This is a genomic window from Chryseobacterium sp. KCF3-3, from assembly GCF_045865955.1.
Lineage (GTDB): Bacteria > Bacteroidota > Bacteroidia > Flavobacteriales > Weeksellaceae > Chryseobacterium.
In genome coordinates, this window is sequence record NZ_AP035792.1 from 763,215 (window position 1) to 789,005 (window position 25,791).

At 37.7% G+C, this 25,791-nt stretch carries 18 protein-coding genes; 11 read left to right on the plus strand and 7 right to left on the minus strand.

Annotated features, from left to right (window positions below; all coding sequences use genetic code 11):
* Positions 1-4 precede the first annotated feature (4 nt).
* The 3 genes from ACKTTZ_RS03480 to katG form a co-directional block, all read right to left on the minus strand.
* Positions 5-1,546, minus strand: a complete 1,542-nt coding sequence (locus ACKTTZ_RS03480; protein WP_407847367.1) for a T9SS type A sorting domain-containing protein — start codon at positions 1,544-1,546, stop codon at positions 5-7.
* Between the two features lie 588 nt (positions 1,547-2,134).
* Complete coding sequence (locus ACKTTZ_RS03485) at positions 2,135-3,757, minus strand: IS1182 family transposase (RefSeq protein ID WP_407845762.1); 1,623 nt, start codon at positions 3,755-3,757, stop codon at positions 2,135-2,137.
* Positions 3,758-3,894: 137 nt separating this feature from the next.
* Positions 3,895-6,171 carry a catalase/peroxidase HPI gene (gene katG / locus ACKTTZ_RS03490; protein ID WP_407847369.1) on the minus strand — a complete coding sequence of 759 codons (2,277 nt, stop codon included), beginning with the start codon at positions 6,169-6,171 and terminating at the stop codon, positions 3,895-3,897.
* Positions 6,172-6,645: 474 nt separating this feature from the next.
* Here katG and ACKTTZ_RS03495 point away from each other — a divergent pair, with 474 nt between their 5' ends.
* Positions 6,646-7,113: a heme-binding domain-containing protein gene (locus tag ACKTTZ_RS03495; RefSeq protein WP_407847371.1), complete on the plus strand. Its 468-nt coding sequence runs from the start codon at positions 6,646-6,648 to the stop codon at positions 7,111-7,113.
* Positions 7,114-7,117: 4 nt separating this feature from the next.
* Positions 7,118-7,528, plus strand: a complete 411-nt coding sequence (locus tag ACKTTZ_RS03500; RefSeq protein ID WP_034695014.1) for a thiol-disulfide oxidoreductase DCC family protein — start codon at positions 7,118-7,120, stop codon at positions 7,526-7,528.
* Between the two features lie 423 nt (positions 7,529-7,951).
* Here the strand turns inward: ACKTTZ_RS03500 and ACKTTZ_RS03505 are convergent, their stop codons facing one another.
* Positions 7,952-9,391: an alpha-amylase gene (locus ACKTTZ_RS03505; protein WP_034695012.1), complete on the minus strand. Its 1,440-nt coding sequence runs from the start codon at positions 9,389-9,391 to the stop codon at positions 7,952-7,954.
* Positions 9,392-9,578: 187 nt separating this feature from the next.
* On the opposite strand from ACKTTZ_RS03505, the gene ACKTTZ_RS03510 reads away from it, so the two are divergent.
* Together ACKTTZ_RS03510 and murA are read left to right on the plus strand one after the other, a co-directional pair.
* Positions 9,579-10,247, plus strand: a complete 669-nt coding sequence (locus ACKTTZ_RS03510; RefSeq protein WP_034695011.1) for a DUF4290 domain-containing protein — start codon at positions 9,579-9,581, stop codon at positions 10,245-10,247.
* A complete protein-coding gene (gene murA, locus ACKTTZ_RS03515; protein WP_034695010.1) occupies positions 10,247-11,554 on the plus strand; it encodes a UDP-N-acetylglucosamine 1-carboxyvinyltransferase in 1,308 nt (435 codons plus the stop codon). The genes ACKTTZ_RS03510 and murA overlap by 1 nt, the downstream gene beginning before the upstream one ends.
* Before the next feature lie 384 nt (positions 11,555-11,938).
* On the opposite strand, the gene ACKTTZ_RS03520 is transcribed toward murA, so the two are convergent.
* Entirely contained in the window at positions 11,939-12,250 is a 312-nt protein-coding gene (locus tag ACKTTZ_RS03520; RefSeq protein WP_034695009.1) for an NIL domain-containing protein, read from the minus strand.
* 160 nt (positions 12,251-12,410) lie between these two features.
* A complete protein-coding gene (locus tag ACKTTZ_RS03525) occupies positions 12,411-13,085 on the minus strand; it encodes a YiiX/YebB-like N1pC/P60 family cysteine hydrolase (protein WP_407847375.1) in 675 nt (224 codons plus the stop codon).
* A 101-nt stretch (positions 13,086-13,186) separates the two neighbouring features.
* Between ACKTTZ_RS03525 and ACKTTZ_RS03530 the strand changes: the two genes are divergently transcribed.
* Both ACKTTZ_RS03530 and ACKTTZ_RS03535 read left to right on the plus strand, forming a co-directional pair.
* Entirely contained in the window at positions 13,187-13,888 is a 702-nt protein-coding gene (locus tag ACKTTZ_RS03530) for a response regulator transcription factor (RefSeq protein WP_034695040.1), read from the plus strand.
* A gap of 31 nt (positions 13,889-13,919) precedes the next feature.
* The gene (locus tag ACKTTZ_RS03535; RefSeq protein WP_034695007.1) at positions 13,920-15,281 is read left to right on the plus strand and encodes an ATP-binding protein; all 1,362 of its coding nucleotides are present in this window, start codon (positions 13,920-13,922) and stop codon (positions 15,279-15,281) included.
* A gap of 83 nt (positions 15,282-15,364) precedes the next feature.
* On the opposite strand, the gene ACKTTZ_RS03540 is transcribed toward ACKTTZ_RS03535, so the two are convergent.
* Positions 15,365-16,216, minus strand: coding sequence for a DMT family transporter (locus ACKTTZ_RS03540; protein ID WP_034695039.1), 852 nt, complete (start codon positions 16,214-16,216; stop codon positions 15,365-15,367).
* A 405-nt stretch (positions 16,217-16,621) separates the two neighbouring features.
* On the opposite strand from ACKTTZ_RS03540, the gene ACKTTZ_RS03545 reads away from it, so the two are divergent.
* The 5 genes from ACKTTZ_RS03545 to ACKTTZ_RS03565 are packed head-to-tail and all read left to right on the plus strand — an operon-like array spanning position 16,622 to position 25,543.
* Entirely contained in the window at positions 16,622-17,320 is a 699-nt protein-coding gene (locus ACKTTZ_RS03545; RefSeq protein ID WP_034695005.1) for an MgtC/SapB family protein, read from the plus strand.
* Between the two features lie 23 nt (positions 17,321-17,343).
* Positions 17,344-20,016, plus strand: coding sequence for a magnesium-translocating P-type ATPase (gene mgtA, locus ACKTTZ_RS03550; RefSeq protein ID WP_034695004.1), 2,673 nt, complete (start codon positions 17,344-17,346; stop codon positions 20,014-20,016).
* A 57-nt stretch (positions 20,017-20,073) separates the two neighbouring features.
* Positions 20,074-21,177 (plus strand): efflux RND transporter periplasmic adaptor subunit, encoded by a 1,104-nt coding sequence (locus ACKTTZ_RS03555; protein ID WP_407847378.1) that lies wholly within the window; start codon positions 20,074-20,076, stop codon positions 21,175-21,177.
* Between the two features lie 15 nt (positions 21,178-21,192).
* Entirely contained in the window at positions 21,193-24,288 is a 3,096-nt protein-coding gene (locus ACKTTZ_RS03560) for an efflux RND transporter permease subunit (protein WP_407847380.1), read from the plus strand.
* Complete coding sequence (locus ACKTTZ_RS03565; RefSeq protein ID WP_407847382.1) at positions 24,278-25,543, plus strand: TolC family protein; 1,266 nt, start codon at positions 24,278-24,280, stop codon at positions 25,541-25,543. The genes ACKTTZ_RS03560 and ACKTTZ_RS03565 overlap by 11 nt, the downstream gene beginning before the upstream one ends.
* Positions 25,544-25,791: the final 248 nt, after the last annotated feature.

Genomic DNA, 25,791 nt, shown 5'->3' on the forward strand with positions numbered 1-25,791 from the left:
GTGTTTATTTTTTTATTAGTTTAGCATTAGCTGTTTTATCTGTATCTGTTTTAATTGTCACCAGGTAAGCCCCCTGAACCAAAGCTTGAGTATTAACTTTAGTGACTCTGTTTTTAGTGGTGAGACTTTGAAGCTGTCTTCCAGACATATCATACAGCAGAATATCCGCAACTCTGAAGTCAAAACCAATTTCTACATAAGTATAATCAGAAACAGGGTTCGGATATATTTTGATATCGTATTTTTCAATGAGCTGATCAACCTGTTTGTCTCCCAGTTTAACAATCTTCCAGTTTTCTTTACCTAATTCTTCTGCACTGGTTCCGGCCAGAATGATTGACCCATCTCTATTCAACTTTAAGTCTGAAAGTCTTTCTTCCTTCTTTTTCGATTCTCCTTTGATATGTTTTCTCCATTGTTCATTTCCATTCTGATCAAGATAGAGCATCCAAAAGGTTTCATCATCTGTTTGTATTCTTCCTTCTGCCTGAGTATAGCCACCTAATAAGATTCCTTTGGATGATTTGTCATCTGCTGAATGAAGAACACTCATTCCCATCAGGATATCTCTGTTTTTAAAATTGTAAGATTTCTGCCACTGTTCATCTCCTCTTTCATTTAAAGCAATCAGCCAAAGGTCTGTTCCTTCCTCTAATCCGACGGTTTTGTTTCCTGATCTTTCTGATCTGGATTCTCCGCCAATGATGAAGCCAGTTGAAGTTAATGCCAGAGTTCTCAAATGATCATCATCTTTTCCTCCAAAGTTCTTTTCCCATTCTACTTTTCCGTTTTTATCGAGCTTTACGATCCAGTAATCGCCTTCGCCAAAGTTTTCTGTTTTCTTTGTCCCACTTATAGAACTTCTGGAATAAATTCCAAGTAGTGCTCCTCCATCACGAGTAGGGATCATCTTCTCTACTTCATCAAGTCCACGTCCCCCCAATGTTTGGTCAGACAGAACCTTTCCGTCCTTATCTAACCTAATGATCAGAACATCTTTTGAACCATAACCTTTAGGGGAATTTTGTACACTTCCAGTAACAAAGAATCCCAAATCTGTAGTCTGAATCACAGCTTTTGCTTCTTCATCTGATGAGCTTCCTAAAGTTTTCTGCCATAATTCATCACCAAATTCATTGATTCTAATTAACCAAATGTCTGAACCACCTTTAGAATCTTCCTTTTTATCCAGTCCTTTTCCTGAATACGATGAACCTGTGATCAGAAAACCACCTTCCTGAGTAGTGACAGTTGAAGATAAATAGTCGTGATTGTTTCCTGAAAAATATTTTTCAAAAACCTGTTCTCCCTTCTGATTTAATTTTATCAGATGGAAATCGTAACCGTTGTTCTGTTTGCTGTTTTGTTGAAGCTTATCACTCTGAATAGAACTTCCTGATACAAGATATTGTCCGTCAATTGTTGTAGTGATCTGGCTTAAAAAATCCTGGGCTGAGGACTTTACATCTTTCTGCCAAAGTACTTCTTGGGCAAATATGCCCGTAATAGTGCATAGAGACAATGCACCCATGTAGAGTTTTTTCATACTTGTGTTGTAATTATTGTTAAGTAAATATTGATTAATTTATTGTGATATGGAAATCACAAATTGTATAGTAGAATTATTATTTCATAGTTATGTTTTTAATGTGTTCAAAATTAGGGATTCTTAAATTTTATCCCAAAGAAAATGTTTTAACTCTCTTTAATAAAGCAAATATATACCTGCAAAGCGACAAAACTTGTCGTATTAAATTGTTATAAAAAACTTTAAAGTAATAATATTAAATTCGTAAACTTTTGATAAGTACTCTCCAATGATATTTCTTGATAATTTTTTTATATCTGATTCGAAAATAGGATAGTTTCTGATCAACTACAACTTTTTTGTTGTGATTTTATCACATAACTTAAACATCTAAATTTTAGCCATTTATAAATTTATTTTTTTCTCAATTGAATAAATATTCTATAATATTTTTCCACTAAACAATGTGATTAACATTTATACTAAAACTGATTATGAATAGTTTAATATTTGGCAAAATCAGCAAAATTCAATTAGTATTGATAAATCAAAAGAGGCTGTCCAAAAAGGTCAGCCTCTTTTTTTTTGTTTTGAGACTGCGTATAGTTATGCAGCAATTTTATACTTTTGGATTTTCATATACTTATGGAAAAGATGCATATGTTGTTTGCATTTAAGTGTATTTAGCCAATTTTTACGGTTAAGTTTTCTGTTTTTCACTAATTTTCTAAGATTATGTGCCAATGCCATTAATCCAAATTCAATATTTACTTTTTCAAGTCCTTTTAGAGTAAATCTTGAAAATTTATTATTGCTTTTTAATTGCCCGAATACAGCTTCTACTTCTATAGGCCGTTTACTTCTGTGGTAATGCCCTTTTTCAGATATCAGCCTTTGTCTGGCTTTCATTCTGTGATGGTTCAGATTATAATTCACTTCGATTAATCGATTATCCTGGCTTTGATGGCAGCTTTCTCTAAGAGGACAACCCTGACATCTGAAAGCCTGATAATAATGTACCTGAGATTCATATCCGTTACTGCTGATTCTTTTGCCTTTACCGATAAAGTTCATTTGCTGTCCGCAGGGACATACATAGAAGTTATTTTCCTCATTATAATATAAGTTCTGTACAGCAAACGCATTGTTCTTCTCACTGCGCTTCTGTTCTTTATGAAAATTATTATATTTTACATAGCCCTCTATAGCTTTTTCTGCCATCATTTCGTAATTCTCTTCACTTCCATATCCGGCATCTGCTACTACCTCTTTACTTTGTTTGTGATACTGATTTTCAAAGCTGTTAAGATGATCCTTCAATGTAGTGGTATCTCCAGGAGTCTGATGAATGCTGTAATGGGTGATAAACTGGTTTTCAGTACTGATCTGTGCATTATAGGCTGGCTTAAGCTGCCCATTTTTCATATGGTCGTCTTTGAGCCGCATGAAGCAGGCGTCGGGATCTGTCTTACTATAACTGTTGCGGCCTGAGAGTATTTTTAATTGATCTTCATACTTCTGTAATCTGGGCAGGTCCTGATGCTGAAGCTTTTTAATGAGCTTCTTACCGGTTTTATTGTCCTGTGCCACAGAGTGATTAAGTTCTGCTATTTTATCCTGAAGCTCTCTGCTGTCAATAGATTTTGGAAGGGTCTTTTCATGGGATTCATAACGCTCTTCTTTGATTTGGGATTCAATATCTTCAAGTACGGAATGAATTTGAGCTTCCAGTTTTAATTTATTCTTTTCTACAGATTTTTTCCATACAAAGCTGTATCGGTTGGCAGATGATTCTATTTTTGTACCATCTATATATTGAACATTTAAACTTACGTAACCTAAATTCTGCAAAACAACGGTAACATCTGCAAAAAGACGGTGAATATGGTTTTTAAGCCGTTTGCTCCTAAAGTAATTGATGGTTCTGTAATCAGGCTTACTGTTGCCGGAAAGCCACATGAAATGAATATTTTCTCCAAGTGCCTTTTCTATTTTACGGCATGAATAAATATTGTTGAAATAGGCATAGAATAAAACTTTGATCATCATCCGGGGGTGAAAACTTGTCGTTCCACCGCCTTTATATTCACTTATAATATGATCGATATTCAAGTTATCCACTAATTCATTGATAAGACGTACCGGATCATTAGCACCTATCTTATCAAAAATATCTTCAGGAAATAAGCTGGGAGTATTGGTGGGTAAAGATTTAAACCGTACTTTCATATCAATGTTTGTTTGGGTGCACCTTAAAGATAAATCTTAAAGGACAAACAACAAAAAAATCCCCGAAACTTTTTAAGTAACGGGGATATTTTTTTGGACTTTTTAGACAGCCTCTCCTATTATCTAAAAATTACTTTTTATATATCAAACCTATCCAAATTCATCACCTTCGTCCATGCTGCCACAAAGTCTTTCACAAACTTACCTTGTGCATCAGCACTTCCGTATACTTCAGCGATAGCTCTCAATTCAGAATTAGATCCGAAAACAAGGTCCGCACGTGTTGCCGTCCATTTTGGCTGACCTGTTGAACGGTCAGTTCCCATATACAGTTCTCTGTCATCTGACATTGCTTTCCATTGCGTTCCCATATCCAGAAGATTCACGAAGAAATCATTGGTAAGAACTCCCGGACGGCTGGTGAATACGCCATGTTTTGAACCGTCAAAGTTCGTATCCAAAGCACGCATTCCTCCTACTAATACCGTCAATTCAGGGGCAGTAAGAGTTAAAAGCTGTGCTTTATCAATCAATAAAGACTCTGTTGATACCGTATATTTTCTTTTCAGATAATTACGGAATCCGTCAGCAGCAGGCTCAAGGTAACCCATAGATTCTACATCTGTCTGTTCCTGAGAAGCATCCATTCTTCCCGGAGCAAAAGGAACTTTCACCTCCTGACCAGCATTTCCTGCGGCAGATTCTACAGCAGCATTTCCTGCTAGTACAATTAAGTCTGCCAATGATATTTTTTTACCTCCGTTTTGAGAATCGTTGAATTCTTTCTGAATTCCTTCCAGTACGTTTAATACTTTATTAAGTTGTGAAGGATTGTTTACTTCCCAGTTTCTTTGAGGCTCCAGTCTGATTCTGGCTCCGTTGGCCCCACCACGTTTATCACTTCCTCTGAAAGTAGAAGCAGAAGCCCAGGCTGTAGAGATCAGTTCGGCATTGCTTAATCCTGAGTTTAATACTTTTGATTTCAATGCTTCTATATCATTTCCGTCAACCAGTTCATGATTCACTTCAGGAATAGGATCCTGCCAGATCAGTTCTTCCTGCGGAACATCCGGACCTAAATAACGGGCACGTGGTCCCATATCTCTGTGTGTCAGCTTAAACCATGCTCTTGAAAAAGCATCAGCAAACGCATCAGGGTTTTCATAAAAATGTCTTGAAATTTTTTCGTAAACAGGATCCAATCTCAACGAAAGGTCTGTGGTAAGCATGGTTGGTTTATGCTTTTTGGAAGAATCAAATGCGTCAGGAATAATATCTGCTCCATCCTTAGCTACCCATTGGTGAGCTCCGGCAGGGCTTTTTGTCAATTCCCATTCATTTTCGAAAAGATTTTTAAAGAAATAATTACTCCACTGAGTCGGAGTTTCTGTCCAGGTTACTTCAAGACCACTGGAAATAGCGTCTCTTCCGCTTCCTGATTTATAAGTGCTTGCCCATCCAAGTCCCTGCTGTTCAATTCCAGCTCCTTCAGGTTCTTTGCCTACATGATCTGCAGGGCCAGCACCGTGGGTTTTACCAAAAGTATGTCCTCCGGCAATTAATGCTACGGTTTCTTCATCATTCATCGCCATACGACCAAAAGTATCACGGATATCTTTAGCGGCAGCAATAGGATCCGGATTTCCGTCCGGACCTTCAGGATTTACATAAATAAGTCCCATCTGTACGGCAGCCAATGGATTTTCAAGATTTCTTGAATGAATATCACCATCCGCATTATCATCGGTAGGAAGCACTGCTGATTGTCCTTCTACAACTCCTTCTGAGCCGTGAGCATAACGTAAGTCACCTCCCAGCCATGTTTTTTCTGATCCCCAATAGATATCAGCATCCGGTTCCCAAACGTCTGCACGTCCTCCGGCAAATCCGAATGTTTTGAAGCCCATTGATTCAAGAGCGATATTTCCTGTAAGGATTAAAAGGTCTGCCCATGAAATGTTTCTTCCATATTTCTGCTTGATAGGCCATAGCAATCTTCTTGCTTTATCAAGGCTTACGTTATCAGGCCAGCTGTTTAATGGTGCGAAACGTTGTTGCCCGGCTCCTGCTCCACCTCTTCCGTCACCTACACGGTATGTTCCGGCACTATGCCAGGCCATACGGATAAACAGAGGACCATAATGACCAAAGTCTGCCGGCCACCAGTCCTGGGAATCTGTCATCAATGCATGAAGGTCTTTTTTTACAGCTTCCAGATCAAGGCTTTCAAATGCTTTGGCATAATCAAAATCCTTATCCATAGGATCAGAAAGGGAAGAATGCTGGCGAAGAAGATCTACTCTAAGCTGATCAGGCCACCAATCAGAATTCTGGGTTCCTCCTCCTGCTACACTCTTTTTCATTGTTCCGTTATGAAACGGGCATTTACTGATGTCATTCAAATCTTTTTCCATTGTCGTTTATTTTATTTTTTATGTTGATTAATACAGTTTCAATTCTCTGTTGTAAGAACATGACAAACCTACAACGTTTAATCGATAAATACAATCTATTAATTTTTATTTCAACGATAGTTAAAAACTATAAATAAATATTTTCAAAAGCTTTAAAGCTAAGACATAATTGAGGTATTAAGTTAGTCATTTTTCAGATCAACTTAAATAAAAACAGGTATATACAACGCAATTTAGAATTACTCAACGTAAGAATTTTAAAGAAGAAAGAAAGTTGGAGGCTGGAAGAAGGAAGTTGAGCAGCATCATGAAAAACAACCTGATGATTTCTGAAAAAACACGCTATTTCAACAATTTCTAAAAGCTCTTCTCTCTCCTCTCTTCCCTCTCCCCTCTCCCAGCTTCCAGCTTATAGTTATATCCCACTAAAAATAAATTAACTACCTTTATATAGATCAAACATGAACATCTGCTATGAAAAAAATAATTGTTGTAGTTCTCGTTGCCTTTATCATCATCCAGTTTTTCCCCATTGATAAAACAAATCCACCGCTTACTCCGGGAATGGATTTTCTGAAGATTAAAAATACTCCGGAAAAAATTTCCCGTACCCTCAGAACGTCCTGCTATGACTGCCACTCAAATGAAACCAAATATCCATGGTATAGCAGTATTTCCCCAACTTCATGGTGGGTAAAAAATCACATTGATGAAGGAAGAAAACATCTTAATTTTTCTACCTTTGCAGTATATGAACCTAAAAGACAGCTTCATAAACTTGAAGAATGTATAGAAATGGTTGAGAAAAAAGAAATGCCGCTCGAGTCTTATTATTTAGGGCATCAGGATGCTAAACTGTCTGATGAACAGCGTGCAGATCTTGTTCAATATTTCAAAAAAGTAAAAGAAGACACTGAGAGAGGAATCATGTTTAATAAATAAGGTCATGGAAAACTGGGAAAATAAACATATTGTATTTTTTGACGGAGATTGCGGTGTATGCAATTTCTGGGTGCAATGGATTTTGGAGAGAGATAAAAAAGACCAATTCATGTTTGCTTCTCTTCAATCTGATTTCGGACAGCAGTTTTTATCCGAAAGAGGACTTGAAACCAATGTCTTCAATACGATGTATCTTTGGAAACCCGGACGGTATTATCAGATCAAATCAAGAGCCGTACTGGAAATCGCTAATTTACTGGGAGGAGTTTATAAACTTTCCTTTGTTGGGAAAATCCTGCCTGCCTCTTTAAGTGATAAAGTGTATGATGTTATTTCCAGAAACAGAATGAAACTGGCCAATCAAAAATGTTATTTACCAGATCAGCATCAGAAGAAAAAATTTATTCAGGTGTAATCTTTCCTTAGTATTACATTTAATCTTGTATAAAGAATCTGTTTAAACCTTTTATTTTTGAAATAGTAAGATAAGATGAGTTTCGCTTTAAGCTTAACAATCAGAATGATTCATCTTAATTACACTTTATTTCTTAAACCTTTCTTAATGGTTTTAATTATATTCAAAAATATCATTCCGTAAGAAACTCATACAATTTGACATTGAAAATAATGGATTGTATGGATTCCTACGGAATGACAAATAAGACGTATAGTTGTTCTTGTTTAATGTTTAATGTTTAATGTTTAATGTTTAATGTTTAATGTTTAATGTTTAATGTTTAATGTTTAATGGAAATTAAACTGAATAACAACTTCATAATTTATAATTTATAATTTATAATTCATCATTTATTATTGCTCATTACCGATTGCTCATTACTTATAAATTAGGCGACCACACAGAATAAGAATTCGGCGGACACTGGATTTTCACCCATTTATCTCCCTGAGTTGTTGGATACCAACTTGAATTTCCTGTGAAATCTTTGATCTGCTGACTGCTCCAATTTGTTTCTATCCATCTTTCCTGCCAGCTTGAAGACGTATTGATATAAACAACAAGCCCTGGATTACCGTTATAGCCGTTACGTCTTGCTATATATTCGTCATTATCTGTATATAAGATAGAAGTAGTTCCGGTAGCTTTATTATTATGAATCCAGATCAGATTGTTCAGCTTTTCTTTGTTTAACCATTCTTCATAATCTCTGTAGAAAATGGTGGGATAACCTTCATGAGTTAAGATATAAGCATAGGCCGGCATTTTATTATAAATAATATCAGTATCATGATTCGCAACAAAAGTCACTGCTTTGTATGGATTTCTTTTCCACATCATATCATCATTCAGAACGTTTAAGTTTCCGTTATCAAAGGCTTCATCCATTTTATAATAGGCAGCGAAATCAAACACAGAACTGTTCGCATTATTTGCCCACCACTCTAACGTATTGACGTTGGAATCCCATAATTCTCCAACTGAAAATCCTCCTACGTTTGAATTCCAGGTATTGACAACCCATGGACCGAACCCTTTAACATAATCGAATCTCCAGCCATCAAATTTCATCACGTTTTTATAATATTTCGCCACGGAATCATCTCTTCCCCAAAGCCAGTCCTGCACATGAGGATTAGCGTGACACAAATCCGGGAAGCCACCAAAAGCTCCTTCATCATTATTCCCGTAAGAATTTTTATAAAAGTCATTGTAGTTTCTCTGGAATTTTCCGGATGCCACTCCTGAAAAATTCGTCCAGGTATTGGTTCCTGTAAAAGGATTGGCTTCAGATTGTCCTCCACTGTTGTGATTAATGACAATGTCTGCATACACCTGCATGTTTTCAGCATGCGCTTTGGTAATCAATGCTTCCAGTTCAGCTCTGGATCCGAAACGGGTTTCGGTACTCCCATTTTGATTAAAATCTCCAAAATCATAATAATCGGTAGGATCATATCCCATAGAATAAGCCCCATTCTGAGCTTTTGATGCTGGCGGTAACCATACAGCTCCAATTCCGGCAGTAGACCATGCGGTTAATTTATCTTTAACAGTATTCCACCAGTTACCTCCTTCCGGAACATCCCAGTAAAACCCCTGCATCAGAACTCCACCGCCCGGTCCGGCTGTGAATTTACTTTGTGCAGAACCTGAACCACTTCCTGTACTGAAGGGTCGGCCATCGTGATGGGTAACATTCACTGTTTTGTTGTGAACCTCTTCTTGCCTGGAAGGTTCAGTTGTCAATTCATCACTGGTTCTGCATGAGCTTACTAATGCTAAAGCCAGCAGTGAAAGGAAAAAGTTTGTTTTTTTCATCGCTTTAATTAATTATCAATCTATTAAACAAGATACAATTTTATTAAAAACAAATTCAAATGAATGGGAAATATTTTCATTTTCCACAATAAATCAATAAGAAAGGCATCTAAATTTTTCATTAAAAAATCATAAATTTTTCAGAATCCCGAGACAATTTTTCTTTTAATCCATATATTTGCATACTATGGAATACAATACCCAAAAAACTCAGCTTCATATGCCAGAATATGGCAGAATTATACAACAGTTGGTTGAGCGCTGCAAAGAACTTCCTACCAAAGAGGAAAGGAACGAAATGGCTATGGCAATCATCGATTTTATGGGTCAGAGAAACCCACAACTTCGCGACGAGGAAAATTATAAACATAAACTTTGGGACCATCTTTATATTCTTGCCAATCATGATCTGGATGTAGATTCTCCTTATCCCTTCCCTACGATGGAAGAGCTGGCAGAAAAACCTAAAAGAATGGAATATCCAAAACTTCAAGGTGACTTTAAGTTCTACGGAAAAAGTATTCTTCAATTGATAGAAAAAGCAATCGAACTGGAAACGGGTGATGAAAAAGAAGCCCTTATTGAGGTGATTGCCAACAATATGAAGAAGTCTTATAATGTCTATAATAAAGAACATGTGACGGATGATGTGATTTTCCGCCACCTGAAAGAACTGTCTGAAAACAGGTTGGATCTTACCGGAATAGACTCTCTTGAAAAGAGTAAAATCTATTACACCAGCAATAACAACAACCGAAATAATAACAATAACAACAGGAATAACAACAATAATAAAAACAATAATAACCAGCCTAATAAGAGAAGGCACAATAACAATCATAAAAACAGGAAATAATGAGTGGAACATTTCAAATAAGGGGAGGAAAAAGACTGCAGGGTGAAATAACTCCACAAGGAGCCAAAAATGAGGCTCTACAAATTTTATGTGCGGTTCTTCTGACGGACGAGGAAGTAAGAATCAAAAATATTCCGGATATTCATGATGTGAACAGACTGATTGAAATTCTTGGAGATTTTGGTGTAAAAATTACTAAAAACGGACAGGGAGATTATACTTTCAAGGCAGACCAGGTTAATTTTGATTATATTAAATCTAACGAGTTCAAAAAGGACGGAGCAAAATTACGTGGATCCATTATGCTGATGGGACCAATGCTTGCCCGTTATGGAGAAGCTTATATGCCAACTCCGGGTGGTGACAAAATCGGAAGAAGAAGATTGGACACTCACTTTCAGGGACTTGTTGAATTAGGTGCTGAATTCAATTATGATGAAGAGGAATATTTCTATTCTTTAAAAGCTAAAGAATTAAGAGGAAAATTCATCCTGTTGGAGGAAGCTTCTGTTACCGGAACTGCTAATATTGTAATGGCGGCAGCTCTGGCAAAAGGAAAAACAAGAATCTACAACGCTGCCTGCGAACCTTATCTTCAGCAATTATGCAAAATGCTGAACAGAATGGGTGCTAATATCTCAGGAATCGGATCCAACCTTCTTACGATTGAAGGGGTGGACTACCTTAGAGGAACGGAGCACACGATGCTACCGGATATGGTGGAAATCGGATCATGGATTGGTCTTGCAGCCATGACAAAATCTGAAATCACCATCAAAAATGTAAACTGGAACCAGCTTGGTGTGATCCCGAATACCTTCAGAAAATTAGGAATTGAGCTTGAGCAAAGCGGTGATGATATTTACATTCCTGCTCAGGAGCATTATAAAATCCAGAAATTTATTGACGGTTCTATCCTTACCATTTCGGATGCGCCATGGCCTGGATTTACACCGGATTTATTATCTATTATTTTAGTGGTAGCTACTCAGGCAAAAGGAAGTATCCTTGTTCATCAGAAAATGTTTGAGTCCAGATTATTCTTTGTGGATAAGTTAATCGATATGGGAGCTCAGATCATTTTATGTGATCCGCACAGAGCTACAGTAATCGGATTAAACCAGGAAGCTCCATTAAGAGGAACAACAATGGTTTCCCCGGATATCAGAGCCGGAAACGCACTACTTATTGCTGCACTTTCTGCTGAAGGAAAATCTATTATCCACAATATCGAGCAAATCGACAGAGGATATGAAAATATTGATGGAAGACTAAGAGCTATTGGTGCTGACATCGAAAGAATCTAAAATTATTTTATTGAGCTAATCCTTTAATAGCTTCGACAGGCTCAGCCTGACAACGCTTAAAATTTCGGTTGGTATTAGGGCTGTCACCCTCAGCCTGTTGAAGGGTTATCAATAAGAAAACCTTTATTACTTATTAATCTTAAGTATAAATAAAGGGATAAGTCAAGAATTTTATTTAAAAGCGTTCAGAATATCTGAGCGCTTTTTTTGTTTTACCACCCCGTCAAAAATTCTTTAAATTTTTGCCACCCCTCCTCTGGAGGGGAATTTTGTCCCGATTAACAATTGACCTTTTTAATGTATTTATCATCTTCTTTTGTAAAAAATAAAAAGTGCCCGGTAAAAAACCGGACACTTTGGTAATTAAAACTATATGAATCTCACTTAAAAATAGGTTCTGCAGGTATATTCTACCGTCGTATTGATAAGTTTATTTTTATTCAGATAGACTTCAAGCTGCTGAAAATCATCTGAATTGACATTAATATATAACTGTACCGAACCGAAACTATATCCGTTCACGTACTCTACATTAGCAGATAACACTCTATGGCAAATTCCAAACTGATTATAGATGGTATTCATTAAATGTTCAAATTTCATTTTGCCATTCAACTCTATTTCCAGTAATAATTCTTTTTTAGGCAGGCTTATTTTATTTTGCAAAACCTGCAGGCCGGGATTAGGTGTAATCATTGCTAAACATTTTTGGGTTAAACATTGTCAGATCATATTGCGTTCTGCATTTAAATCTGTGACAAAAATATAAAAAAATATTAGTCCACCAAATCAGTAGACTAATATTTTTAAAAATTTAACATAAAAAAAAGAAGCCTGTTCAGCTTCTTCCTATATTTTAAAAATTTCCTATTCTTTCCAATTTGTCAGAACCGGCCAGTCCGTTAGGATTGCAACCAGGCTCACCTTCAGGGACTTTGATATTTTTTTTGTTGTAAAACTCCTCCCAGAATGCATTCGTTTTTCCTGTTTTCGGATCAATAAACGTCATGGGTTCCAGTTTGAAAATATTTTCTGCACGGAAAGCTCTTTCCACAAAATCTGAACAGTAATAGGATTGTTCATCCAGAATATAATTGAAATTGTATGGTTTTCCCAACATGGAATTTGCTTTTTTAACGGCTTCAGGAATTGCTTTCTGATATTCCGGTTTTAAACGGTAAACAATCACCTCCTGCCCTTCTTCTTTCTGATCTTTAATAAAATCCTTCAAATCCTGTCTCTGAGAACCGCCTTTAGGAGCAGCATGCAGAACAAACATCCGGTTGCCTTCTTTTTCCAGAATTCCTATGTGATCAAATGAAGCCACCTTTTGTTTTTGAGTAACATTATTGATTGCTCCGGAAAGACCCGATTCTTTTGCTGTTACAAAAAGAAGATCTCCATTTTTGAGTTGTACATTGCTTGGATAAGAGTGATTACACTGGATCAACAAAACCATTAAACAGGACAACCATCCAGTAACCATTATTTCTTTGATTCTTTTGCTAAAAAATGTTTTAAATTCGGACATTCTATTATACTTTTCGGTACCAAAATTACAAAATAGAATTCATTACATTTGTGGGAATATTGATCTATTCCTCACACCAACCCAAACATTCCAAGAATCTTATGCCCCATATTTTATTAGTTGAAGACGACGACAGGCTTTCAAAATTGATTGCAAAGGGATTTCAGGAAGCTGAATTTGAGGTCACTGTGGCATATGACGGAGTTACAGGCCTGAAACTGGCTTTACAGACAAATTTTGATCTGGTAGTGACCGACATTATTCTTCCCAAAAAAGACGGTCTTGAATTTTGCCATGAAATCAAAACTTTAAAACCCAATCTTCCTGTCATTATGCTTACTGCACTGGGAACTACTGATGACAAGCTGGAAGGATTTGATGCCGGAGCAGATGATTATCTCACCAAGCCTTTTGAAATGCGGGAACTGGTAGCAAGGATAAAAGTACTTCTGAAACGTTTTTCACAACAGCTGAAGCAAAAAGTTTTTGTCCTTAAATATGAAGGCATTGAAATGAATCTGGAACAAAAAACTGTGAGCCGTGATCATACCTTGATAAAACTGACTCCGAAAGAGTTTAATCTCTTAAAATTCATGATGGAAAATTCCGAAAGGGTTCTCTCCAGAAGTGAAATTGCTGAAAAAGTATGGGAAACACATTTTGATACGGGCACTAACTTTATTGATGTTTATATCAATTATCTCAGAAAGAAAATAGATAAAGATTTTGAAACCAAACTCATCCACACCAAAGCTGGTATGGGATTTATTCTGAAAAAAGATTACGAATCAGGTACTGTATAGTAAATCAATGAGATAAACTAAAAATATCGGGATGAAAATAAGAACCAGACTTACCCTGCTTTTTACCTTAATCACTGCAATGCTTTTAAGTATTTACAGTATTTCGATCTATTATTCATCCAAAGAAGCCAGAGAAAAATCTTTTTACAGCGAACTACAGAACGAAGCGATTGCCAAAGCTGATTTATTTTTCCGAAGCTCACTTCCCGAACAGGAAATGCATAAGCTTTATAAAAACAATACCAGAACTCTTAATGAAGTACAGGTTGCCATTTATAATGCCAATAAACAACTGATTTATCATGATGATGCCAAAGTAGATTACGTAAAGGAGACTCCGGAAATGCTTGCTCAGATATTCCAAAAGAAGAAAATCAATTTCTTTCTGAAAGATTTGCAGGTGATCGGAATGGTGTATCATTATGAAGGAAAAACATATGCGGTAACTGCAGCAGCTTACGATCAATACGGATATGATTATCTCACACATCTTCTTACCATCAGCATTATCTCTTTTTTTATTATCCTGATTTTAATTTATCTGGCAGGAATATTTCTTTCCAAAAAAGCATTGAGTCCGCTGAGTGAAATGGTTATTCAGATTAAAAAAATTACAGCCGGAAAACTTCAATTACGTCTGAAAACAACAAAAGAAAAAGACGAACTGAATGAACTTGCTCAAAATTTCAATGGAATGCTGGAACGGCTTGAAAATTCTTTTGATTCACAAAAACATTTTGTCTCCAATATTTCACATGAACTGAGAACTCCTTTATCCGCCATCATTACTGAATTGGAACTCGCTTCAGAAAAGGATAAAACCAAAGAAGAATACCAGGAAACCATCCAATATGCACTGGAAGATGCCCGAAATATGGTAAAATTGTCGAATAGTTTAATGGATCTTGCCAAAGCAAGCTATGATCCCAATGAGATCAGTTTTTCGGAAGTACGTCTTGATGAGGTTCTTCTGGAATCTTATACCAAAATCACCAAAGAAAATTCAGGATATAAAGTTTCTCTGAACATAGAGGATTCCGTAGAAGAGCATCAGCTTATCATTCAGGGAAATGAGTATCTTCTTCAGGTGGCCTTCAACAATCTTATTGACAATGCCTGCAAATATTCACCTGAACATACTTGCCTCATCCACGTGCAGGCTAATTCAAGAATTCTTACAATACTTTTTACCAATACCGGAAACAGCATTAATAAAGAAGATTTACAGCATATTTTCGAACCTTTTTACAGAAGTGAAACATCAAAACACGAAAAAGGTCACGGAATAGGACTATTCCTTACTGAGAAAATTATTCTGCTCCATCACGCAAAAATCAACGTTGTATCAGAAGATAACAAGACTACTTTTACAGTTGAGTTTATGATCGGCTAACGTATCAAAAAAACTTCATTCAAATTTATTTGAATCTTAATGCTTCTTAAAACCTTAATTAACTTAATGGTTTAAAATTTTCATCAATCATGAGAAAGAGATTTCTTATTGAAAACAGTAGTTCCAATACTGGCCACAATCACACAGGCAATAGAAATCCACTGTAAAAAAGATAATTCTTCAGCAAGAAAAACCAATCCGGAAAGCGCTGCAAATGCAGGTTCCAGACTCATCAGAATACTGAAAGTTTTCGCAGGAAGTTTTTTCAAGGCCATCATTTCTAATGAAAAAGGCAAAGCACTCGAAAGAATAGCCACACCAAGTCCTTTCATAAAAATAGTCGGGGTAATATTGAAAACAGCACCATCCCATATCGTAAAAGGAATAATCACAAGACTTGCAAAAATCATCCCTGTGGTAACCGCATCTTTCCCATCCATTATTTTAGAAACTTTTCCGCCCATAACGATATAAAGAGCCCAGAAAATTCCTGCAAGAAAGGCAAGTCCAAGTCCTAATAAATCTACATGATCACTTTTCCATGGAACAATCAGCAGAATTCCCACACAAGCCAGTAACGCCCAGATAACATCCAGCATCTTTCGGGACAAAGCTAAAGCAAGAAATAATGGCCCGGCAAATTCCACAGTAACAGCCAGCCCCAGAGGAATCCTTTGAATCGCCATGTAGAAAATAAGATTCATGGCAGCCAATCCAACTCCATAGATTGCACAATATTTCCATTTCTGACGGTCAAATTGTAAAAATTTCGGACGGTTAATCAACGTAAGCAAAACTGCAGAAAGTACAATTCTTAAAGTAACTGTACCAATAGCTCCGATAGCAGGGAAAAGCTGCTTTGCAATGGAAGCTCCTCCCTGCACACAGATAATCGCTAAAAGCGTAGCTGGTATTGCTAAGTTTGATTTTTTCATTTCTAAAATATATAATTCAAAAGATATTGGAAGGAAGTCTCCGGGATTAAACAAGCCGTTATTTTATAAGACAAATTGTAAAATTCATCATACAAAAAACCAGCCTCCAAATGTATTGAAATTTTATCTCTTACCATGGGTACAGTTTACACATATTAATAGGATATAATAAATAAATATTTCTTACAGAATCTTCAAAAAAACAGAAAGGAATTTTCTCTAATGATTTTCTAATAACATTCTAAAGCTTTTCTAACGGTAAAAAAAAACTGGCAGTTTTACTTTTGCACAGTAAAAAATAAAGCATATGGACTCAGATCCCTACAGTAATTATCAATCTTAAAAGCTTTAGTTGTACTCACTTTTCCCGTACAGCTGAAAAGCTTTATAACAACAGGAAAAGTTATGACTACATTAGAATTTACCCTCCGTCTCCTTACCGCATTTGCCCTTGGTGCCAGCATTGGCTTTGAAAGACAATGGCGTCAGAAAAGTGCAGGTCTTCGCACCAATACTTTAGTATGTCTTGGCTCAGCAGCATTCGTTCTTCTTTCCATCAGGATTGGAGGCGACGCTACAGGCAGAATAGCTTCTTATATCGTAAGCGGAATTGGCTTTTTAGGAGGAGGCGTTATCATGAAAGATGGTCTCACCGTGAGAGGACTCAATACCGCTGCTACCATCTGGTGTTCCGCATCTGTAGGAGCTCTCAGTGCTATGGGATTTCCCGTAGAAGCAGCTATTACCAGCGGATTTATTATTCTCACCCATATGATTCTTCGTCCTCTAGGCGTCAAGCTGGGCAACAATATCAACAGCAGAAACCATTATACAGAATACCTTCTCAGCATCAAATGCAAAAGTGAAGTAGAAAATCACGTCCGTGTACAACTCATGCAGTCTCTGAGCGGAAATGATAAAGTATTGCTGAAATCTCTTACCAGCGATGACAATGGTCTGCCTGAAAACGCCATCATTACAGCAGAAGTTCACGCTTCCACACCACAGGACAGTTTTATGGAAAAAACAGCCAGCCGACTCACAATTGAAGATAAAGTCATCAAAGTAAGCTGGGAAATTATAGGTACCGAAAACGATTTGTAACATTAAAAACAACCTTTGAAGCGATGTTAAAAAAATCTTCAAACAAAAATCTCAATTCTGCAGCTCTTGTAAAATTAAAAGAAGCTGCAGCCGAGAATGAAAAAATGGTGTATGCCCTACTGGAAACCTCAGAAGAAGGACTTAGCGAAAACACCGTAAAAGACCGTCTGAAAATTTATGGTAAGAATGAAATTGCTACCCAAAAAGCTCCCTCATGGATAAAACAGTTTGCTCATTCATTCTTTAATCCATTTAATTATATCCTGGCCTGCATTGCCATTATTTCCTTATTTATTGATGCTATTCTTGTCCCTGCAGGAGAAAAAGATTTCAGCACCAGTATTATTATTTCGGTGATGCTGCTCTTCAGTACGGTTTTAAGATTCATTCAGGAATTCCGAAGCAACAAAGCAGCAGAAGCCTTAAAAAAGATGGTAAAAACAAGCTGTCTCACCAAAAGAAAATTCAATGAAAGCAAAGAAATAGAAATCACAGAAATTGTTCCCGGAGACATTATTATTCTGTCCGCAGGTGATATGGTTCCGGCTGACTGCAGAATTCTTAAAAGCAAAGATCTTTTCATCAGTGAATCTATCCTTACAGGAGAAGCTCTTCCCGTTGAAAAAAATGCACTTCCCATCAAAGATGCCAAAGACCGTAATCCTCTCAGTCTTCAGAATATCTGTTTTATGGGAACCAATGTGGTAAGTGGATCAGCGGCTGTAGTGGTAGCGAACACAGGTATTTTCACTTATTTCGGAAGCATCAGCAGAAGTCTGGCGTCTAAAAGACCTGAGACTGCATTTGATATCGGAGTCAATAAAGTGAGCTATCTGCTGATCAGATTTATGCTGATCATGACTCCGGTTATTTTCCTGATCAACGGATTGGTAAAAGGTGACTGGATGCAGGCAATGCTATTCGCCATTGCTGTAGCTGTAGGATTGACTCCTGAAATGCTTCCTATGATTGTTACTGCCAATCTTGCCAAAGGTGCAGTCAACATGAGTAAAAAGAAAGTGATCGTTAAAAGGTTGAATGCCATCCAGAATATCGGAGCTATGGATATTTTGTGTACGGATAAAACAGGAACCCTTACGTTGGACAAAATTGTATTGGAAACCCACCTCAATGTTCGTGGTATTGAAGATGATGAAGTATTGAAATGGGGCTACCTCAACAGTTTCCACCAAACTGGTCTCAAAAATTTATTAGATCAGGCTGTTCTTGATCATGCTGAAGTTCACAATCTGATGAAGGCAGATGAATTGTATCAAAAAGTGGATGAGATTCCTTTTGATTTTGAAAGAAGAAGAATGTCTGTCATCCTGAATACATCGAAAGGAAAACATCTTATGATCTGCAAAGGAGCAGTGGAAGAAATGCTTCCTTTATGTCAATATGCCTTAGATCCTGGAGACGATCGCAGTCTGCATGTTGAGAATGACAATAGTGTTCCGTTGGATGATCTTATGAAACAGCAGATTATCAGAATGTCTGAAAAGCTGAATGCCGAAGGACTTCGTGTATTACTAATTGCCATCCGTGAATTTGACGGGGATCATCCATTGAATTATTCTGTTGCTGATGAAAACACCCTTACCCTTACAGGATTTATGGGATTTCTTGATCCGGCAAAACCCTCTGCAGAGCCAAGCATCAAAGCTTTACACAAGCTGGGTGTAGAAGTGAAAGTAGTAACAGGAGATAATGATATTGTTGCTAAAAAAATATGCCATGATGTAGGAATTCCTATCAATACCATTATGCTTGGTGATGAAATGGAACATCTTAGCGATGATGAACTTCGCAAGGATATGGATCTCTATTCTGTTTTTGCTAAGGTAAGCCCGTTACAAAAACAACGTATTGTAAAAATATTAAGATCGAAAGGCCATACCGTTGGTTTTATGGGTGACGGAATTAATGATGCTGCAGCTATAAAAGAAGCAGATGTGGGAATTTCTGTTGATACCGGAGCAGATATTGCCAAAGAAAGTGCAGATATCATTTTGCTGGAAAAAGATCTGATGGTCCTCCGAAGCGGAGTGATCTACGGAAGAAGAACTTTCGGGAATATTGTGAAGTATATAAAAATGACTGCCAGCAGCAACTTCGGAAATATGTTCAGTATGATTGGAGCCAGTGCATTACTTCCGTTTTTGCCCATGCTTCCGCTCCAGATTCTGACTCAGAATTTACTGTATGATGTATCACAATCCTCCATTCCATGGGATACAATGGATAAAGATTTTCTGGAAAAACCAAAAAAATGGGATGCCGGAAGCATCAAAAAGTTCATGTTATATATAGGTCCTTTGAGCTCCATTTTTGATTATGTGACTTTTGCAGTACTGTTTTTTATCTTCAAAGCCAATACACCGGAACAACAAGGTTTGTTTCAGACAGGCTGGTTTGTGGAAGGCTTATTATCCCAAACCTTGATTGTTCATATCATCAGAACAAAGAAAATTCCATTTATCCAAAGCTGGGCCGCCACACCGGTAGTTGCTTTAACAAGTTTAATCATGCTGATCGGAATTCTGATTCCCTTCACTCCAATGGCCGTGTATCTCAAAATGCAGTCTTTACCTCTAAGCTATTTCCCCTATTTAATAGGAATTCTTACAGGATATTGTGTTTTAACCCAGCTTGTGAAACAATGGTTTATCAGAAAATTCGGGCAGTGGCTTTAATAGCAAAATTCACTGCCTGCCGATCTATCAATAAAACAATGGTTATAAATAACTTATATGAAAAAAACAGTCTTAACAATGGTACTTTTAACATTTGTTACCTCTTGTAAAAATCCAAAAAATGAAACCCCGCAGGCGCAGGATCTCCTCCTAAAAAATGATCAGGTCACTGTTCCTGAAAGCAGTCCTGTTTTCAAAAAAATTAAAACACAGATTGTTACTGAACAGGAACACAGTGATGGTGTGGTTTCAGCGGGAACAATTCAGGCCATTCCCAATCACTATGCAGAAATTGCCAGCCCTTTTTCCGGAAGAATTACCAAATCATTTATTAAGCTTGGACAAAATGTTTCCGCCGGAAGTCCTCTTTTTGAAATTCTTTCTTCAGATTATTTTTCAGTTCAAAAGGATTATACAGATGCACTGAATGATGTACAGCTCGCAGAAAAAAATTACAAACGACAGCAGGATCTTGTAAAACATGGAGTGGGGATTCAGAAAGAACTGGACGAAGCAGAAACTGATTTTAAAAATAAAAAAACATCCCTATCCAATGCTTCTTCTGCCTTGAAAGTCTACAACAGTAAAGGTGGAGGTATAGGAAGTCCACTTGTGGTAAGAGCTCCCATTAACGGAGAAATTATTTCCAACAAAATTGTAAACGGCCAATATCTGAAAGGAGATGCAGATCCCGTCATGATTATCGCAGAATTATCAAAAGTCTGGATTTCCGGTGACGTAAAGGAAAAAGACATCCGTTTTGTCAATACCGGAGATCAGGTTTCCGTCAAGGTAAGCGCCTATCCCGACAAAAATATTACCGGAACAGTATACCACATCAATGAAATTGTAGACGAAGATACCCGAAGTATAAAAGTTCTTATTGAATGTGATAACCCTGACAGAAAATTAAAACCGGGGATGTATGCTACCGTCAATTTTTCAACAACTCCTGAAAAAGCAGTGATGATTCCTGTAACCGCTTTGATGCAGCAGGACAATTCTCAATATGTATGGGTGAAAGCAGGTAAGAATCAATATGCTAAACGCTTCGTTACAACAGGAGAAACTGATCAGAAAACAGTAAGAATTACATCCGGCTTACAACCCGGAGAAACCATCATGACTGAAGGAGGAATTTATATGCTGGATGCGAAATAATGTAAAAGAAAAACTATGAAGAAATTACTAACAATCTCTATACAGAAAAGATGGCTGATGCTGGCGCTATTCCTTTTACTGGGGTTCTTCGGGTATTATTCCTGGACCAGATTATCCATTGAAGCCTATCCTGATATTGCTGATGTAACCTCTCAGGTGGTAACACAGGTTCCGGGTCTGGCCGCTGAAGAAGTAGAACAGCAGATCACCATTCCGTTGGAAAGATCTCTGAACGGACTTCCGGGAATGCATGTGATGCGAAGCAAAAGCACTTTCGGCCTTTCCATTATTACCATTGTTTTTGATGATGGTATAGACGATTACTGGGCACGGCAACGTATTCAGGAAAGACTGACAGACGTGGAGCTTCCTTATGGTGCACAGCCCGGATTAGATCCACTCACCTCTCCCATTGGCGAAGTGTACCGTTATATTATCGAAAGTAATAACCACAGTCTGCGGGAACTTACGGATTTACAAAAATTTGTGATTATTCCCCGTATCAAACAGGTTTCAGGAATTGCTGATGTCACCAATTTCGGGGGAATTACTACCCAGTTTCAGATTGAACTGGATCCGCATAAACTTGAACAATACTCACTATCTCTTTCAGAAGTTACCGAAACCATCTCCAAAAACAATGTGAGTGCCGGAGGAAGTATGCTTCCCCGTGGAAATCTTGCGTATGTAATCCGTGGAATAGGTTTGGTAAAAGACTTAGATGATCTTGGAAAAATTGTAGTCAAAACCCAAAACGGAGTTCCTGTTTTCTTAAATGATGTAGGAACATTGAAATACGGAAATCTGGAAAGAAAAGGGATTCTTGGCTATACCGACAGAAAACGAAACTATTCTGAAAGTGTGGAAGGTATCGTACTTTTACTCAGAGGTCAAAACCCTTCACAAGTACTGGAAGGAGTACATGAAGCGATTGAAGAACTGAATAATGAAACGCTTCCTCCCGGTGTAAAGATCCATCCTTTTCTGGACAGAACAGACCTTGTCAAAACAACACTTACTACCGTTTCCCATACCCTTACCGAAGGAATTGTATTGGTTATTATTGTACTGATTGTATTTCTTGGAAGTTGGCGTGGAGCGTTATTAGTGGCTATTACCATTCCGCTTTCCTTATTAATTGCTTTTATATTAATGCAATTCACAAATATTCCGGCCAATCTGCTTTCACTGGGAGCTATTGATTTTGGAATCATTGTGGACGGAGCCATCGTCATGCTGGAAACCATTCTGAAGAAACGGGAAGAAAATTCTGAAGAAACGCTGGAAGAAAAAACCATTACCCAAAGAGTAATTGAGGTGGCAAAACCTATTTTCTTTTCGACTATCATTATCATTACCGCTTATCTGCCCTTATTCGCTTTTGAAAGAGTAGAGAAAAAATTATTTACCCCCATGGCTTTTACTGTAGGATATGCACTATTAGGAGCACTTGCTGTAGCATTGATTCTGATCCCCGGATTGGCTTATGTGATCTATCGTAAACCACAGAAGATCTATCACAATAAATGGCTTGAAAAAATAAGCACAGCCTACGGAAAGAGTATTGAAAAAATAATGCAGACCCCAAAAAGAGTAATCATTCCTATTATGATTGTCTTAGTTTCTGCCGGAATTCTCTCCTATCATGTTGGAAAAGATTTCCTTCCCGAGTTGGATGAAGGTTCTATATGGTTGCAGGTGCAGCTGCCACCCGGAATTTCTTTAGCCAAATCAAAAGAAATGAGTGATACATTACGTGCCCGAACTTTGAAGCATCCCGAAATCACTTATATGATGGTTCAGGCAGGACGTAACGATGACGGTACCGACCCGTGGACGGCTTCCCATTTTGAAGTTTCTGTCGGAATAAAACCTTACAGCGAATGGCCAGCCGGAAAAACAAAAGCAGACCTCATCAAAGAACTGGCAGCTGATTATAAAGATATGCCAGGATTCACCGTAGGTTTCTCACAACCTATGATTGACGGAGTGATGGATAAAATCTCCGGAGCTCACAGCGAACTGGTAGTAAAAGTATATGGTGAAGATTTTAAAGAAACCAGACGAATTGCAGATAATGTATTGTCTACTTTAAATAAAATTCCGGGTTCAGCAGATCTTGCTATCGATCAGGAACCGCCATTGCCTCAATTGCAGATTATTGCCAACAGAGACAAAATCGCTCAGTACGGTTTGAATGTAGCCGATGTAGCCGATCTCATTGAAGTTGCACTAGGTGGAAAGGCCATTTCCCAGATCTTTATCGGCAATAAGGTCTATGATATTTCATGCCGTTACACAGAAGACAGCCGCGACACACCAGATAAAATCGGAAACCTGATGCTGACCTCAGCTTCAGGAGCAAAAATTCCTTTATCTCAGGTGGCAGAAGTAAAATTAAGTACAGGTGAAAGTACTATTACCCGAGAAATGAATAAACGACATCTTACGGTAAAGCTGAATTTAAGAGGAACCGACCTTTCTTCTTTTCTGAAAAATGCTCAGGATAAAATTGAAAAAGAGATTAAATACGATCATGAGAAATACCAGATCAAATGGGGTGGACAGTTTGAAAATCAAAACAGAGCGTATTCCAGATTGGCATTTATTGTTCCATTGGCATTAGCGATCATGTTTCTTTTGTTATATGGTGCATTTGGAGATTTCAGACAGGCTTTGGTTCTGATGTCTATTGTTCCACTGGCTTTATTTGGCGGAATGCTGGCACTCAATATACGAGGCATGTCTCTGAATGTGTCTTCTGCAGTAGGATTCATCGCACTCTTCGGAGTTGCCATCCAGAACGGGGTCATTATGATTTCCCACATCAACGATCTGCGTAAAAAAGGATATGAATTGAAACAGGCGGCTATCAAAGGGGCAAAAGACCGTTTCAGACCTGTACTGATGACTGCAACAGTTGCTGTAATCGGGCTTTTCCCGGCATCATTAGCTACAGGAATCGGTTCTGATGTACAGCGTCCACTGGCAACAGTAATCGTCTATGGATTAATGTTCTCTACTATTTTAACCCTATTCGTGCTGCCTGCTATTTATTTTATGGCTGAACACCGCAACGAAAAACAAAATTTAGAATCAGATGAAAATTAAAGTTCATATTATCATATTATCTGTAGTATTATTAAGCACTACAGGGATAAAGGCACAGGAAAAAGAGCTTTTACCATTTGAAGAATATCTGGGGCTTGTCGGAAATCAGAATCTGGGCTATGCTTCTCAGAAATACAACGTAAGTATGGCCGAAGCTGCTATCCAGACCGCTAATATGTTTCCTGACCCTGAACTGGAAATGGAAACCAGCAATAACGGAATAAATCAAAGTATGGGATATGTTTACGGAGCATCAATCGGGTGGACACTTGAATTGGGTGGTAAAAGAAAAGCTCGTGTTAATCTGGCCAGAAACCAATCTGAGCTGAGCAAAATACAGTTGCAGGATTTTTTCAGGAATCTCCGTGCAGATGCCAGTTTAGGATATATTGATGCTTTAAAATCCAAAGCTTTGCTTGAAGTGCAACAGGATTCTTATCAAAATATGCAGCAACTGGCAAAATCCGACAGTATCCGTTACAAATTAGGTACTATAACATTAGTCGCTTCCAAACAGAGTAAACTGGAAGCCGCTTCTTTACTCAATGAAGTATATCAGGCACAAAGTGCAGAACAACAGGCTATCATCGGTTTGTCAGTATTTCTTGGAGATAACAAAATAACTGGCAGAGATGTTTCCGGAGATTTTAATGCCTTCAATAGAGATTTCAGTATGGATGATCTTATTCTTCAGGCTTTGAATGAAAGAGCAGATCTATTGGCAGCCAAACAAAATACAGAAGTTGCCAAAAGCCAGATTAATCTTGAAAAAGCCAATCGTGTCATAAATCTTGGCATCAGTGCCGGAGCAGAACGACACACCGAAGCTACCAATGAAATTGCTCCTTCTCCCACTGTAAATGCTGTAAAAATGGGCATTAGTATTCCTTTAAAATTTTCCAACAGAAGAAATGCAGGGTTGAAAATAGCAGAAATGGGCCATTCGCAGGCAGAAGTTGAATACAAACAGATTGAGCAAGGGATAAAAGCCGAAGTAATGCAGGCCTATCAGCAGTATACAGCAACCCAGAAACAGCTCAAGCAGTTTCATAACGGCATGCTTTCAGAAGCACAGAACATTCTGGAAGGGATCATCTACAGCTACAAAAGAGGCGAAAGTTCTATCCTTGAAGTTCTGAATGCCCAGAGAACCTATAATAATGTGCGAAAAGATTATTACCAGGCTCTTGCCGATAACGCAGCAGCTTTGATTGAACTTGAACGGAAAGCCGGAATCTGGGATATTCATTTTTAGCTGGAAGATGGGAGCTGGAGGACCGAGGTTTATGGAAGTCGGTGAATAAATACAGACCATTTAATTAACTTTTAAATATTTAGAATGTTCATGAAGGAATGACGATCGGTAGTTTTAAAAACAAATATTACTTCCAGCTTCCAACTTCCTGTCTCATATTGATTCTAAAAACACAAATATTACTTCCAGCTTCAATCCTCCCTCTTCCAGCATAAAAAAAGCTCTGAAATCAGATAGATTTCAGAGCT

What these genes read in the sequence shown, in the direction of transcription:
- ACKTTZ_RS03530 (WP_034695040.1), top strand. Translation starts at nt 13,187, where the DNA reads ATGCCCCATATTTTATTAGTTGAAGACGACGACAGGCTTTCAAAATTG.
- ACKTTZ_RS03505 (WP_034695012.1), bottom strand. Translation starts at nt 9,391, where the DNA reads ATGAAAAAAACAAACTTTTTCCTTTCACTGCTGGCTTTAGCATTAGTA.
- ACKTTZ_RS03510 (WP_034695011.1), top strand. Translation starts at nt 9,579, where the DNA reads ATGGAATACAATACCCAAAAAACTCAGCTTCATATGCCAGAATATGGC.
- mgtA (WP_034695004.1), top strand. Translation starts at nt 17,344, where the DNA reads ATGTTAAAAAAATCTTCAAACAAAAATCTCAATTCTGCAGCTCTTGTA.
- ACKTTZ_RS03555 (WP_407847378.1), top strand. Translation starts at nt 20,074, where the DNA reads ATGAAAAAAACAGTCTTAACAATGGTACTTTTAACATTTGTTACCTCT.
- ACKTTZ_RS03495 (WP_407847371.1), top strand. Translation starts at nt 6,646, where the DNA reads ATGAAAAAAATAATTGTTGTAGTTCTCGTTGCCTTTATCATCATCCAG.
- ACKTTZ_RS03485 (WP_407845762.1), bottom strand. Translation starts at nt 3,757, where the DNA reads ATGAAAGTACGGTTTAAATCTTTACCCACCAATACTCCCAGCTTATTT.
- ACKTTZ_RS03520 (WP_034695009.1), bottom strand. Translation starts at nt 12,250, where the DNA reads ATGATTACACCTAATCCCGGCCTGCAGGTTTTGCAAAATAAAATAAGC.
- ACKTTZ_RS03545 (WP_034695005.1), top strand. Translation starts at nt 16,622, where the DNA reads ATGACTACATTAGAATTTACCCTCCGTCTCCTTACCGCATTTGCCCTT.
- ACKTTZ_RS03560 (WP_407847380.1), top strand. Translation starts at nt 21,193, where the DNA reads ATGAAGAAATTACTAACAATCTCTATACAGAAAAGATGGCTGATGCTG.
- ACKTTZ_RS03480 (WP_407847367.1), bottom strand. Translation starts at nt 1,546, where the DNA reads ATGAAAAAACTCTACATGGGTGCATTGTCTCTATGCACTATTACGGGC.
- ACKTTZ_RS03500 (WP_034695014.1), top strand. Translation starts at nt 7,118, where the DNA reads ATGGAAAACTGGGAAAATAAACATATTGTATTTTTTGACGGAGATTGC.
- ACKTTZ_RS03565 (WP_407847382.1), top strand. Translation starts at nt 24,278, where the DNA reads ATGAAAATTAAAGTTCATATTATCATATTATCTGTAGTATTATTAAGC.
- ACKTTZ_RS03540 (WP_034695039.1), bottom strand. Translation starts at nt 16,216, where the DNA reads ATGAAAAAATCAAACTTAGCAATACCAGCTACGCTTTTAGCGATTATC.
- ACKTTZ_RS03535 (WP_034695007.1), top strand. Translation starts at nt 13,920, where the DNA reads ATGAAAATAAGAACCAGACTTACCCTGCTTTTTACCTTAATCACTGCA.
- murA (WP_034695010.1), top strand. Translation starts at nt 10,247, where the DNA reads ATGAGTGGAACATTTCAAATAAGGGGAGGAAAAAGACTGCAGGGTGAA.
- ACKTTZ_RS03525 (WP_407847375.1), bottom strand. Translation starts at nt 13,085, where the DNA reads ATGTCCGAATTTAAAACATTTTTTAGCAAAAGAATCAAAGAAATAATG.
- katG (WP_407847369.1), bottom strand. Translation starts at nt 6,171, where the DNA reads ATGGAAAAAGATTTGAATGACATCAGTAAATGCCCGTTTCATAACGGA.